Source organism: Pseudomonas sp. GL_090 (assembly GCF_057837765.1).
This window is the reverse complement of sequence record NZ_CM174452.1, coordinates 5,388,450-5,401,960: the sequence shown is the minus strand read 5'-3', so window position 1 is coordinate 5,401,960 and position 13,511 is coordinate 5,388,450. Positions and strand designations below refer to the sequence as shown.

General features: G+C 59.8%; 13 protein-coding genes and 1 tRNA gene. 6 read left to right on the top strand and 8 right to left on the bottom strand.

What is annotated here, in order from left to right:
* Positions 1-177 precede the first annotated feature (177 nt).
* Positions 178-1,395 (top strand): MFS transporter, encoded by a 1,218-nt coding sequence (locus AC3ITA_RS24355; RefSeq protein ID WP_150672438.1) that lies wholly within the window; start codon positions 178-180, stop codon positions 1,393-1,395.
* A 115-nt stretch (positions 1,396-1,510) separates the two neighbouring features.
* Here AC3ITA_RS24355 and ychF read toward each other — a convergent pair whose 3' ends face one another.
* From ychF to AC3ITA_RS24315, 8 genes are all read right to left on the bottom strand, one after another.
* Positions 1,511-2,611 (bottom strand): redox-regulated ATPase YchF, encoded by a 1,101-nt coding sequence (ychF, locus tag AC3ITA_RS24350; protein WP_095945269.1) that lies wholly within the window; start codon positions 2,609-2,611, stop codon positions 1,511-1,513.
* Between the two features lie 22 nt (positions 2,612-2,633).
* The gene (gene pth / locus AC3ITA_RS24345; RefSeq protein WP_095945270.1) at positions 2,634-3,218 is read right to left on the bottom strand and encodes an aminoacyl-tRNA hydrolase; all 585 of its coding nucleotides are present in this window, start codon (positions 3,216-3,218) and stop codon (positions 2,634-2,636) included.
* Between the two features lie 169 nt (positions 3,219-3,387).
* Positions 3,388-3,987: a 50S ribosomal protein L25/general stress protein Ctc gene (locus tag AC3ITA_RS24340; protein WP_095945271.1), complete on the bottom strand. Its 600-nt coding sequence runs from the start codon at positions 3,985-3,987 to the stop codon at positions 3,388-3,390.
* Positions 3,988-4,129: 142 nt separating this feature from the next.
* On the bottom strand, positions 4,130-5,071 hold the full coding sequence (locus AC3ITA_RS24335; RefSeq protein ID WP_003208392.1) for a ribose-phosphate pyrophosphokinase: 942 nt from the start codon (positions 5,069-5,071) through the stop codon (positions 4,130-4,132).
* 46 nt (positions 5,072-5,117) lie between these two features.
* Positions 5,118-5,192 (bottom strand) — tRNA-Gln (locus tag AC3ITA_RS24330).
* A 36-nt stretch (positions 5,193-5,228) separates the two neighbouring features.
* Positions 5,229-6,080: a 4-(cytidine 5'-diphospho)-2-C-methyl-D-erythritol kinase gene (gene ispE / locus AC3ITA_RS24325; RefSeq protein WP_095945272.1), complete on the bottom strand. Its 852-nt coding sequence runs from the start codon at positions 6,078-6,080 to the stop codon at positions 5,229-5,231.
* A 1-nt stretch (position 6,081) separates the two neighbouring features.
* The gene (lolB, locus tag AC3ITA_RS24320; RefSeq protein ID WP_489278566.1) at positions 6,082-6,699 is read right to left on the bottom strand and encodes a lipoprotein insertase outer membrane protein LolB; all 618 of its coding nucleotides are present in this window, start codon (positions 6,697-6,699) and stop codon (positions 6,082-6,084) included.
* 4 nt (positions 6,700-6,703) lie between these two features.
* Positions 6,704-8,428, bottom strand: coding sequence for a tetratricopeptide repeat protein (locus AC3ITA_RS24315; RefSeq protein ID WP_095945274.1), 1,725 nt, complete (start codon positions 8,426-8,428; stop codon positions 6,704-6,706).
* A 235-nt stretch (positions 8,429-8,663) separates the two neighbouring features.
* Between AC3ITA_RS24315 and hemA the strand changes: the two genes are divergently transcribed.
* From hemA to murI, 5 genes are read left to right on the top strand one after another with little or no spacing between them, the layout of a single operon-like run.
* Positions 8,664-9,953 (top strand): glutamyl-tRNA reductase, encoded by a 1,290-nt coding sequence (hemA, locus tag AC3ITA_RS24310; RefSeq protein ID WP_414928607.1) that lies wholly within the window; start codon positions 8,664-8,666, stop codon positions 9,951-9,953.
* The gene (gene prfA, locus AC3ITA_RS24305; protein ID WP_223461123.1) at positions 9,950-11,032 is read left to right on the top strand and encodes a peptide chain release factor 1; all 1,083 of its coding nucleotides are present in this window, start codon (positions 9,950-9,952) and stop codon (positions 11,030-11,032) included. Before hemA ends, prfA begins: the two co-directional genes overlap by 4 nt.
* Positions 11,033-11,863, top strand: coding sequence for a peptide chain release factor N(5)-glutamine methyltransferase (gene prmC / locus AC3ITA_RS24300; protein ID WP_489278564.1), 831 nt, complete (start codon positions 11,033-11,035; stop codon positions 11,861-11,863).
* Positions 11,857-12,621: a molybdopterin-synthase adenylyltransferase MoeB gene (locus AC3ITA_RS24295; protein WP_489278563.1), complete on the top strand. Its 765-nt coding sequence runs from the start codon at positions 11,857-11,859 to the stop codon at positions 12,619-12,621. Before prmC ends, AC3ITA_RS24295 begins: the two co-directional genes overlap by 7 nt.
* Positions 12,614-13,405, top strand: coding sequence for a glutamate racemase (gene murI, locus AC3ITA_RS24290; protein ID WP_095945279.1), 792 nt, complete (start codon positions 12,614-12,616; stop codon positions 13,403-13,405). The genes AC3ITA_RS24295 and murI overlap by 8 nt, the downstream gene beginning before the upstream one ends.
* Positions 13,406-13,511 lie beyond the last annotated feature (106 nt).

Below are 13,511 nucleotides of genomic sequence, written 5' to 3'. Positions count from 1 at the left end.
AGGAATCCGCGTTCAAGCCGACAAGGAAGGCAAGATTCAGACCATGGCCTTGCGCCATCAAGGTTGTGGCGATGAAAATCGAAGTCGTTAGCAGGCTAAGGGGATGGCGTTGTCGCACTGAAAAATGGCACATTGACGCACCTGCACGTTTGTACGTCCTGTGGTTTGGAAACTCCCATGGCTATCAGCAACACCCAGATCGGCTCAGTGCCGGCGTCCGCTACGCCCCAAAGCAGTCCCCTGGTGATGCGCATCATTGGCGCGGTAGCGCTGGCGCATTTGATCAACGACCTGATCCAGTCGGTGCTGCCGTCGATCTATCCGATGCTCAAGGCCAACTATGGCCTGACCTTCACCCAGGTCGGCCTGATCACTCTGACGTTCCAATTGACGGCCTCGCTGCTGCAGCCGTGGGTCGGTTACTACACCGACCGCCATCCCAAGCCGTGGTTGTTGCCGGCGGGGACGGTCTGCACCCTCGTCGGCATTCTGATGATGTCGGTGGTCGCCAGTTTCCCGCTAATCCTGTTGGCGGCGGGGCTGATCGGCATCGGTTCATCGACCTTCCACCCGGAAGCGTCCCGCGTGGCGCGCCTGGCTTCGGGCGGGCGCTTCGGGCTGGCGCAATCAACCTTCCAGGTCGGCGGTAACGCAGGCTCGGCATTCGGCCCGTTGCTGGCGGCGGCGATCATCATTCCCTACGGTCAAGGGCACGTGGCCTGGTTCGGCCTGTTCGCGGTGTTTGCGCTGTTCGTGCTTTATCGGATCAGCCGCTGGTACGCCAACCACTTGAACCTGTTCAAGCTCAAGCAAGGCCAGGCGGCGACTCACGGCCTGTCCAAGGGCCGAGTCACCAGTGCGCTGGTGGTGCTCGGGTTGCTGGTGTTCTCCAAGTATTTCTACATGTCGAGCCTCACCAGCTACTTCACCTTCTACCTGATCGAGAAGTTCGACCTGTCGGTGGCCAGTTCGCAGTTGCACCTGTTCCTGTTTCTGGGCGCGGTCGCGGCGGGGACATTCTTTGGCGGACCGATCGGCGACAGGATCGGGCGCAAGGCGGTGATCTGGTTCTCGATCCTCGGCGTTGCACCCTTCACATTGCTGCTACCCCATGTCGACCTGTTCTGGACCAGCATCCTCAGCGTAGTCATCGGCTTCATCCTCGCCTCGGCATTCTCGGCCATCGTTGTGTATGCCCAGGAACTGGTGCCAGGCAATGTCGGGATGATCGCCGGGGTGTTCTTCGGTCTGATGTTCGGCTTTGGCGGGATTGGCGCGGCGTTGCTCGGGCATCTGGCGGACACACACGGCATCGAATATGTGTACTACCTGTGTTCGTTCCTGCCGTTGTTCGGGGTGTTGGCGATCTTCCTGCCGCGTACGAAGAAGTCCTGATCCAACACATTTCCCAGTGTAGGAGTGAGCCTGCTCGCTCCTACAGTTGAACGGTGAAAATCTCAGGCACAAAAAAGCCGCGTATCAAGCGCGGCTGTTTTTTGGGCGGTGTGGCTTACACGTTGAAGCGGAAGTGCATCACGTCGCCGTCTTTGACGATGTAGTCCTTGCCTTCCAGGCGCCATTTACCGGCTTCCTTGGTACCGGCTTCGCCCTTGTACTGGATGAAGTCGTTGTAGGCGATCACTTCGGCGCGGATGAAGCCTTTTTCGAAGTCGGTGTGGATCACGCCAGCGGCTTGTGGTGCGGTGGCACCGACGCGCACGGTCCAGGCGCGGACTTCTTCGACACCGGCGGTGAAGTAGGTCTGCAGGTGCAGCATTTCATAGCCGGCGCGGATCACGCGGTTCAGGCCAGGCTCTTCGAGGCCCAGAGCTTCGAGGAACATGTCTTTCTCTTCGCCGTCATCGAGCTCGGCGATTTCCGCTTCGATCTTGTTGCATACCGGTACAACCACAGCGCCTTCTTCTTCGGCGATGGCTTTGACGATGTCCAGCAGCGGGTTGTTCTCGAAACCGTCTTCTGCGACGTTGGCGATGTACATGACCGGCTTGGTGGTCAGCAGGTGGAAGCCCTTGATCACCGCTTTTTCGTCGGCGCCCATGTTCTTCATCAGAGTGCGCGCCGGCTTGCCTTCGGTGAAGTGAGCGATCAGCTGCTCCAGCAGGCCTTTCTGGACCACTGCGTCCTTGTCACCGCCCTTGGCGTTGCGCGCGACTTTCTGCAGTTGCTTCTCGCAGCTGTCGAGGTCGGCGAAGATCAGTTCCAGGTCGATGATTTCGATGTCGCGTTTCGGGTCGACGCTGTTGGAGACGTGAATCACGTTCTCGTCTTCGAAGCAGCGGACCACGTGGGCGATGGCATCGGTTTCACGGATGTTGGCCAAAAACTTGTTGCCCAGGCCTTCACCTTTCGACGCGCCGGCAACCAGGCCCGCGATGTCGACGAATTCCATGGTGGTCGGCAGGATACGCTTTGGATTGACGATGACCGCCAGGGCATCCAGGCGCGGATCCGGCATCGGCACGATACCGCTGTTCGGCTCGATGGTGCAGAAGGGGAAGTTTTCGGCCGCGATACCGGATTTGGTCAGGGCGTTGAACAGGGTGGACTTGCCGACGTTAGGCAGGCCGACGATGCCGCAATTGAATCCCATGGTGTTTCCCCTCGGGTAAAAGTCAGGCCTTCTGGCTGTGCAGGTTTTTCATCGCGCGGTTCCATTCCCCGGCGAGGATATCCGGCAGCACGCCGAGGGCAAAGTCGATGCTGGCATCGAGTTTTTCCTGTTCGGCGCGTGGCGCACGACTCAGGACGAAATTTGAAACCATACTGGCAACGCCCGGGTGGCCAATGCCAAGCCGCAAGCGGTAGAAGGTATTCTGATTGCCCAGTTGCGCGATGATGTCGCGCAACCCGTTGTGACCGCCATGGCCGCCGCCCTGTTTGAGTTTGGCAACGCCCGGTGGCAGGTCGAGTTCGTCGTGCGCCACGAGGATTTCTTCAGGCTTGATGCGGAAGAACCCGGCGAGTGCCGCTACGGCCTGGCCGCTGCGGTTCATGTACGTGGTGGGAATCAGCAGACGAACATCCTGACCCTGATGCGAATAGCGCCCGGTCAGGCCGAAATATTTGCGGTCCGCCACAAGGTTCACGCCTTGTGCGTTCGCGATGCGCTCAACAAAAAGGGCCCCTGCGTTATGCCGGGTCTGTTCGTATTCAGCGCCTGGATTTCCCAGGCCAACGATCAGTTTGATGGCAGTCACGATAGGGGCCCTTCCTTGGAGTGGTGGATAACATCGCCGCAATCAGGGAAAGCGGCGAAAGTGGACGAAAATAGCTCATTTACCATGATGTAAACTCCGCGTTCTCGCCCGCTTTCTCGCTATGCTCTAGTCCGCGATGTTTCCGGTCACTCCGGCGTACAGAGTAATATTACTCTGCAGCGCCTTCTGCAGCTTCTGGAGCAACACGTGGAGCGTGGACGTTGGCAACAGCCTTGTCATCGCCGTGTGCCAGGGCCACGAACTCAACGCCTTTAGGAGCCTTGAGGTCCGACAGGTGAATGATCGAACCGATTTCAGCGTTAGCCAGGTCGACTTCGATGAACTCAGGCAGATCTTTCGGCAGGCAGGAAACTTCGATCTCGGCAACAACGTGCGAGATTTCGCCGCCTTTCTTGGTCGGTGCTTCTTCGTTGATGAAGTGCACTGGAACGATAGCGGTCAGTTTCTGGCCAGCGACTACGCGTACGAAGTCAGCGTGCATCACGTGGCCTTTGGCCGGGTGACGTTGCAGGGCTTTGATCACGACGTTCTGCTTGGTGCCACCAATGTTCAGCTCGATGATGTGGCTGTAAGCCGCTTCGTTTTCGAGCAGTTTGGCAACTTCTTTGGCCAGCATGCTGATGGATTCAGGGGCTTTTTCGCCACCGTAAACTACAGCTGGAACCAGGGCGGCGAGACGACGCAGGCGGCGGCTCGCACCTTTCCCCAGGTCGGAACGCACTTCAGCATTCAGGGTAAAATCGTTCATGTTGTATCTCCAAAATAACCACATTCGCCCCAGCGTTTGCGACCAGCGCTAAAGGCGATATGGGCAAAAAAGCCCCGCCCCGACAGGAATGCCGGGGCGGGGCGCTTTTCGTCAACGAGACATTTCGAGAAGGGCAGGGCCCTTAGCGGAACATCGCACTGATCGATTCTTCATTGCTGATGCGGCGAACCGCCTCGGCAACTACCGGCGCGATATCCAGTTGACGGATACGCGAGCAGGCTTGTGCAGCAGCGGACAACGGGATGGTGTTAGTCACCACCAGTTCGTCCAGCATGGAATTTTCGATGTTTTCGATCGCCCGACCTGACAGCACAGGGTGTGTGCAGTAGGCGAAAACCTTGGCAGCGCCATGCTCTTTCAGGGCCTTGGCCGCGTGGCACAGGGTGCCGGCGGTATCGACCATGTCATCGACCAGAATACAGGTACGCCCTTCGACATCACCGATGATATGCATCACTTCAGAGTGATTGGCTTTCTCACGGCGTTTGTCGATGATCCCGAGATCCACGCCCAGGGATTTGGCAACGGCACGTGCACGCACGACGCCGCCAATGTCCGGGGACACGATCATCAGGTTTTCGAAGCGCTGATCTTCGATGTCATCCACCAGAACCGGGGAGCCGTAGATGTTATCTACCGGAATATCGAAGAAGCCCTGGATTTGGTCAGCATGCAGATCAACCGTGAGAACACGGTCGATGCCGACTACGGTAAGCATGTCAGCGACGACTTTCGCGCTGATAGCCACACGTGCGGAACGCGGACGGCGATCCTGACGGGCATAACCAAAGTAAGGAATAACAGCAGTGATACGAGTAGCCGAGGAGCGGCGGAAGGCATCAGCCATCACTACCAGTTCCATCAGGTTATCGTTGGTCGGAGCGCAAGTCGGCTGAATAATGAAGACGTCTTTACCGCGGACGTTTTCATTGATCTCGGCGGTAATTTCGCCGTCGGAAAATTTACCGACAGAGATGTCACCGAGAGGGATATGCAGCTGACGTACGACACGCCGAGCCAGATCGGGGTTAGCGTTCCCCGTAAAGACCATCATCTTGGACACGCGCAGTACCTGAAGGCTGAGGGTAACCTGGATGAGTATAGGAAAATGGCAGGGGCGGCTGGATTCGAACCAACGCATGGCAGGATCAAAACCTGCTGCCTTACCGCTTGGCGACGCCCCTGTATCTGTTGCAACGATTACCCAGTAATCGGTTCCTTTAGAGCAGACTTTGCAGCTTGCGATGCAACATCGAAACGTTGCTTCCTTTTGCTACAAACCCTGTAAGGGTCTCTGTAAGAAGGGCCGAGACTTTATCAGCTTCAGCTTTGCTTGGGAAGCCCCCAAACACACAACTTCCAGTTCCGGTGAGTTTTGCTTCGGTAAATTTACCTAACAAATTCAAAGCGTTACGTACCTCTGGATAACGCCTTGTTACCACCGGCAAGCAGTCATTTCGACTGTTTCCCTTGGGAACGGGGCGCACTTTAATGGGAGGAGTGTTACGTGTCAACAACGGATCTGAAAAAATTTCTGCCGTACTTACAGAGACTTGCGGCACCAGCACCAGATACCACGGTTCTTCCGGGTCGACAGGGGTCAGTTTCTCCCCCACGCCCTCGGCGAAAGCCGCGTGGCCACGTACGAAAACCGGGACGTCTGCGCCCAGCGTCAACCCCAGCCCGGCCAGGCGATCCTCATCCCAGCCCAATTGCCACAGATGGTTCAAACCCAGCAATGTCGTTGCCGCATTCGAGCTGCCGCCACCGATGCCACCACCCATGGGCAGGATCTTTTCGATCCAGATATCGACGCCCAGCGAGCAAGCGGATTGCTCCTGAAGTTTTCTGGCGGCCTTGACGATCAGGTTACTGTCGTGGGGGACGCCCGGGAATTCGGTGTGCAATTGAATGACACCGTCGTCGCGCAGGGCATAGGTGATTTCGTCGCCGTAATCGAGAAACTGAAACATCGTTTGCAGTTCGTGGTAGCCGTCTTCACGGCGACCCAGAATGTGCAGCATCAAATTGAGTTTGGCCGGCGAGGGCAGCGTCAGGCGATTGTCTGGCATTTCACTGCCCCAATTTGCGCGGTTGCCAAGTCTTGATCACCAGCGTGACATCCAGGTCGGTGCCATGCAGTTTGATCCGTTCGGGCAGCCAGTAACCGTTCAGTTGGGTATATTCGGTGTATTCGACCTGCCAACCGTCCTGTTCGAGACTGGCCAAACGACTGTCGCCGTCCAGCGTCAGACGGCTTTTGCTGTCCGGAGCCGGGAGCCCGCGCACCCACCAGGCCAGGTTGGACACCGGCAATTTCCAGCCCAGCTGTTCTTCGAGCAGCACTTCCGGGTTCGGCGCGTCGTAGCGCCCCTGGTTGGCGACTTCCAGCGACACCTTGCCCGGACGTCCGGTCAGGCGAGCGGCACCGCGGCCCAGTGGTCCGGACAGGCGAATGTCGTAGTAATCCTGGCGCTGCAACCAGAACAGCGTGCCGCTGCCCGAATCTTTCGGTGCGCGAATGCCGATTTTGCCGTCGATCTGCCAGCCATCAAGGCCCGCAAGCTGTTGTTTGTGCTCACGCCATTGGGTGGCGTTGCCATGACCCACGACCGATTCGCGGGGACCCTGGCCTGCGCAACCGGCGAGCAGGGCGATAAAACTGAAAACGATGAAATGGCGCAAAAACATAATCTTAAAGAGTCTCTGATCCGGTCAGGCGTTTGATGGTGCCGCGCAAGGTCGGGCTGTCAGGCTGTTCCTTGAGGAACTTGCCCCAGACTTGTTTCGCTTCGCGCTGTTTGCCATTGGCCCACAGGACTTCGCCCAGGTGAGCGGCGACTTCCTGGTCGGGGAAGCGTTCCAGGGCCTGGCGCAGCAGGCGCTCGGCTTCGTCGAGATTGCCCAGGCGGTAATTCACCCAGCCAAGGCTGTCGAGTACCGCCGGGTCTTCCGGACTGATCTGGTGCGCCTGTTCTATGAGGGCCTTGGCTTCGGCGTAGCGCGTGGTGCGGTCGGACAGGGTGTAGCCGAGGGCGTTCAATGCCATGGCGTTGTCCGGGTCGCGCTTGATGATCGTGCGCAGGTCTTTTTCCATCTGCGCCAGGTCATTGCGTTTTTCCGCCTGCATGGCGCGGGTGTAGAGCAGGTTCAAATCGTCCGGATATTGCTGCAAGGCTTGTTGCAGAACGTTCCATGCCTTGTCGCCCTGATTGTTGGCGGACAGGGTTTCGGCTTCGATGAGGTACAACTGGATCGCGTAATCCGGTTGCTCGTCGCGCTCTGCCGCCAGTTTGCGTTGGGCTTCGGCGGTCCTGCCGTTGTCGATCAGGATGTCGGCCTGACGCAATTGCGCCGGCAGGTAGTCGCTGCCCGGGCCAACCTTGGCGTACTCGATCAGCGCGCCTTGCGGGTCGTTCTGTTCTTCGGCGATGCGGCCGAGGTTCAGGTGCGCCGAGTCGACGTGGCTTTCGCGGGCGATCAGGTCTTCAAGATAACCCTTGGCCTCGTTCCAGGCCTTGGCTTCCAGGCAGACCAGTGCCAGGGAGTAACGCAATTCGTCGTCTTCCGGGTATTGCTGGACCAGGCTCGAAAACTCGGCCTTGGCGTCGTCCATGCGGTCCTGTTCAACCAGCATCCGCGCGTAAGTCAGGCGCAGGCGCTTGTCGTCCGGGTATTTCTTGATGCTTTTTTGCAGCAGCGGCAAGGCCTCGTCACCGCGATTCAGGGTTTGCAACAGCCGCGCGCGCAGCAGGATCGGCGCGATTTCGCCGTCCTCCGGCGGATTGTCTTCCAGTAGCTTCAACGCGCCTTTGGCGTCGCCGTCCTGTTGCATCAGCAAGGCCTTGCCGAAAATCAGCTGGCTGTTGTCCGGATGACGCTGCAACAAACGATCGAAGCTTTGCATCAAGCCATTGCGGGTGTCCTGGTCGGTGTCGGCCGCGGACAGCGCAAGGAAGTCGAAATGGGTGTCGCCCTTGCCTTGCAGGACTTTCTCCATATAGACCATGGAGTCGTCATAACGCCCGGCGCGAGCCAGTTGCACGGCGGCGGCGCGTTGCGCTTCGAGGTCGTCGGGGGCGTTCCTGGCCCAGATCAGCGCGGTATCCAGGGCTGCCTGATCGGCGCCCAGATATTCGGCGATACGAAATGCCCGCTCGGAGATGCCCGGATCCTGAGTATTGATGGCCTGGGTCACATAGTTGTCCAGGGCAATGTCGAAACGATTGCGCTGGCCAGCCAGTTCGGCGCTCAACAGGCTATAGATGGTTTCCTCGCTGAATGAGCTGTAGACCTTGGGCTTTTCAGGGGCCGGGGTGCTGTCTTCAACCGGCGGCGCACCGTCCGACGAAACGGGTGCCAAGGCCTGGCAGCCGCTGAGGAAGACAAGAGCGAGGAGCAACGCGGAGGATCTATTCATATAGGAAGAGGACGACTAACCTGCGGTCGGATCATCATGACACAAGCTTTCGGCCAAACATAACCGGCCCGGCAATTTACCTGCCAACCCGATCCGGATCACCCTGATGGTCGTGTAAACGAGAACTGCTCGCAACCCGCGGCAGCGCCTGATGGCGCAATAGATATCGAGTAGTTGTTCTGATTCCGTCGAAGTAGGACAATTACCGGCTTCACGTCACAATCAGCGACTTTGAATGGCCTTCCTTGCACTCGGTATTAACCACAAGACTGCTTCAGTAGACGTCCGCGAGCGCGTGGCTTTTACCCCTGAGCAGCTGGTTGAGGCCTTGCAGCAGCTCTGCCGACTCACCGACAGCCGCGAAGCTGCGATCCTCTCCACCTGCAATCGCAGTGAACTCTATATAGAACAGGATCACCTGTCGGCGGAGATCGTGCTGCGCTGGCTGGCCGAATATCATCATTTGAGCTACGACGAGCTGCGCGAAAGCGCCTATGTGCATGAAGATGATGCGGCAGTTCGTCACATGATGCGGGTGGCTTCCGGGCTCGACTCGCTGGTGTTGGGCGAACCGCAGATTCTCGGCCAGATGAAATCCGCCTATGCCGTGGCCCGCGAGGCCGGGACTATCGGGCCATTGCTCGGGCGCTTGTTCCAGGCCACGTTCAATGCGGCCAAGCAGGTGCGCACCGACACGGCCATCGGCGAGAACCCGGTGTCGGTGGCGTTTGCCGCGGTGAGCCTGGCCAAACAGATTTTCAGCGACCTGCAACGCAGCCAGGCCTTGTTGATCGGCGCCGGCGAGACCATCACCCTGGTCGCCCGCCATCTGCATGACCTGGGTGTAAAGCGCATCGTCGTCGCCAACCGTACCCTGGAGCGCGCGAGCATCCTGGCCGAACAGTTCGGTGCCCATGCGGTGTTGTTGTCGGATATTCCGGCAGAACTGGTGCGCAGCGATATCGTCATCAGTTCCACCGCCAGCCAGTTGCCGATTCTGGGCAAGGGTGCAGTGGAAAGCGCCTTGAAACTGCGCAAGCACAAACCGATCTTCATGGTAGATATCGCTGTTCCCCGCGACATCGAGCCAGAAGTCGGCGAGCTGGACGACGTTTACCTCTATAGCGTCGACGACCTCCACGAAGTGGTCGCCGAGAACCTCAAGAGCCGTCAGGGCGCAGCCCAGGCCGCCGAAGAGATGGTCTCGGTCGGCGCCGAAGATTTCATGGTCCGCCTGCGCGAGTTGGCGGCGGTGGACGTGCTCAAGGCCTATCGTCAACAGAGCGAACGCCTGCGTGACGAGGAATTGCAAAAGGCCCAGCGCATGCTGGCCAACGGCACCAGTGCCGAAGAGGTGCTGGTGCAACTGGCCCGCGGGCTGACCAACAAACTGTTGCACGCACCGAGCGTGCAGTTGAAAAAGCTCTCTGCCGAAGGTCGCCTGGATGCGCTGGCGATGGCCCAGGAACTCTTTGCCCTCGGTGAGGGCTCATCGGATAGCTTTTCGGATAAAAAACCGCAATGAAAGCGTCACTGCTCAATAAGCTGGATATCCTCCAGGACCGTTTCGAGGAATTGACTGCCCTGCTGGGCGACGGCGAGGTCATTTCCGATCAGAACAAGTTCCGCACCTATTCCAAGGAGTACGCGGAAGTTGAACCGATCGTGGGCGTCTATAAAGAACTGCTGAAAGTGCAGGACGACCTCGAAGGCGCCCAGGCACTGCTCAAGGACAGCGACCCGGACATGCGTGAAATGGCCGTGGAAGAAGTCCGCGAGGCCAAGGAACGCCTGGTCACGCTCGAAGCCGACCTGCAACGCATGCTGCTGCCCAAGGACCCGAACGACGGGCGCAACGTGTTCCTCGAGATCCGTGCCGGTACCGGCGGCGACGAGGCGGCGATTTTCTCCGGCGATCTGTTCCGCATGTATTCGCGTTACGCCGAGCGTCGTGGCTGGCGGGTGGAAATTCTCTCGGAAAACGAGGGTGAACACGGCGGCTATAAAGAGGTGATTGCCCGGGTCGAGGGCGACAACGTCTACGGCAAGCTGAAGTTCGAATCCGGCGCGCACCGCGTGCAGCGGGTTCCGGCGACCGAATCCCAGGGGCGCATCCACACCTCGGCCTGCACCGTGGCGGTACTGCCCGAGCCGGACGAACAGGAAGCCATCGAGATCAACCCGGCCGACCTGCGCGTCGACACCTATCGCTCCTCCGGCGCCGGTGGCCAGCACGTCAACAAGACCGACTCGGCGATCCGTATCACGCACTTGCCGTCCGGCATCGTGGTCGAGTGCCAGGAAGAGCGTTCGCAGCACAAGAACCGCGCCCGGGCGATGTCCTGGTTGTCGGCCAAGCTGAACGATCAGCAGACCAGCGCCGCAGCCAACGCCATCGCCAGCGAGCGCAAGTTGCTGGTCGGCTCCGGCGACCGTTCCGAGCGCATCCGCACCTATAATTTTGCCCAGGGCCGGGTCACCGACCACCGGGTCAACCTGACCTTGTATTCCCTCGACGAGATTCTCGCCGGCGGCGTCGAGGCGGTGATCGAGCCGTTGCTGGCCGAGTACCAGGCCGATCAACTGGCAGCGATAGGTGAGTAAATGACGATCATTGCCAGTTTGTTGCGCGCCGCCGATTTACCTGACTCGCCGACGGCGCGTCTGGATGCTGAACTGCTGCTGGCGGCGGCCTTGGGCAAGTCCCGCAGTTTCCTGCACACCTGGCCGGAGCGCATCGTGCCGAGTGAAGCGGCACTGACGTTCGCCGAATATTTGCAGCGCCGCCGCGGCGGTGAGCCGGTGGCCTATATCCTCGGCCAGCAGGGCTTCTGGAAGCTGGACCTGGAAGTGGCGCCGCATACGTTGATCCCGCGCCCGGACACCGAGCTGCTGGTGGAAGCCGCGCTGGAACTGTTGCCGGCCACTCCCGCCAAAGTGCTCGACCTTGGCACCGGCAGCGGCGCCATCGCTCTGGCCCTGGCCAGCGAGCGTCCGGCCTGGAACGTCACTGCCGTGGATCGCGTGCTGGAAGCCGTGGCTCTGGCCAAGCGCAATCGCCAGCGTCTGCACCTGAACAACGCCACCGTGCTGAGCAGCCATTGGTTCAGCGCCCTGGAAGGCCAGCGTTTTCAATTGATCATCAGCAATCCGCCCTACATCGCAGCGGCCGATCCGCATCTGGTCGAGGGCGATGTGCGCTTCGAACCGGCCAGCGCCCTGGTGGCGGGTGTCGACGGGCTCGACGATCTGCGCTTGATCGTCGCCCAGGCGCCGGATCATCTGGAGGCGGGTGGGTGGCTGATGCTCGAACACGGCTATGATCAGGCCGAGGCGGTCCGCGATTTGCTGCTGACCCGGGGGTTTGAAGAAGTCCACAGCCGCACCGATCTGGGCGGTCACCAACGCATCAGTCTGGGGCGCCTGCCGTGCTGAATGATCAGGAGTTGCTGCGTTACAGCCGGCAGATTCTGCTGCAACACATTGATATCGACGGCCAGTTGCGGCTCAAGGAAAGCCGCGTATTGATCGTCGGTCTTGGCGGCCTTGGCGCGCCAGTGGCGCTGTATCTGGCGGCAGCCGGCGTTGGCGAGCTGCACCTGGCGGACTTCGACACGGTCGACCTGACGAACCTGCAACGCCAGATCATTCACGACACCGACAGCGTCGGCATGACCAAGGTCGATTCGGCAATCAAGCGTCTGAGCGCGATCAACCCCGAGATCCAGCTGATCGCCCATCGTGCGGCGCTGGACGAAGACTCCCTGGCCGCCGTGGTGGCCGGGGTGGCCGGGGTGGATCTGGTCCTCGACTGTTCTGACAACTTTTCCACCCGTGAAGCGGTCAATGCCGCGTGCGTGTTGGCCGGCAAACCGCTGGTCAGCGGCGCGGCGATTCGCCTCGAAGGGCAACTGTCGGTGTTCGATCCGCGTCGGCCGGAGAGTCCGTGCTACCACTGTTTATACGGGCACGGCAGCGAAGCCGAATTGACCTGTAGCGAGGCCGGTGTGGTCGGTCCGCTGGTGGGGCTGGTCGGCAGTCTGCAAGCGCTTGAAGCGTTGAAGCTGCTGGCCGGATTCGGCGAGCCGCTGGTGGGGCGCCTGTTGTTGATCGATGCCTTGGGCACGCGCTTCCGTGAGTTGCGGGTCAAGCGCGATCCGGGTTGCAGCGTCTGTGGGTCGAAACATGCGTGAAGCGCCGATTGGCGTGTTCGACTCCGGTGTCGGCGGGCTCTCGGTACTGGCCGAGATCCAGCGATTGCTACCCAATGAGTCTCTGTTGTATGTCGCCGACTGCGGGAATATTCCCTACGGCGAAAAAACTCCGGAATTTATCCAGCACCGTTGCAGCGTGATGGCCGACTTCTTTCGGCAACAGGGCGCCAAAGCCCTGGTGCTGGCGTGTAACACGGCGACGGTGGCCGGTGTCGCCGACTTGCGTCGCGACTATCCAGAATGGCCTATCGTCGGCATGGAGCCGGCAGTCAAGCCGGCCGCCGCCGCAACCCGCTCTGGCGTGGTAGGGGTGCTGGCCACCACCGGTACCTTGCAGAGCGCCAAGTTCGCCGCATTGCTCGACCGCTTCGCCACGGACGTAAAAGTGATCACCCAGCCCTGTCCCGGGCTGGTGGAGCTGATTGAAAGCGGCGACCTGGGCAGCTCCGAGTTGCGCCAGCTGTTGGCCGGGTATGTTCGGCCACTGCTGGCCGCCGGCGCGGACACTCTGATTCTCGGCTGTACCCATTACCCCTTTCTCAAGCCGTTGCTGCGGCAGATGATCCCCGATGACATCAGCCTGATCGACACCGGTGCCGCCGTCGCACGGCAACTTCAACGTCTGCTGGCCGAAGGCGAGCTGCTCGCCGAGGGCCCGGTCCGTGAAGCGCAGTTCTGGACCAGCGCTGATCCGCTACATTTCAGAAATATCTTGCCGATACTGTGGAATACCTCTGGTGTTGTGCGAAGCTTCAACAGGTAGAAGGCTGTCCGGGGGGAATACGAAGAGTCGGGTGAACTTCTGATAAATCGCTGACTTCTATAGTTTTGCAGGGTTTGGCAACAAAAAAACCATACGAAATCGTTCA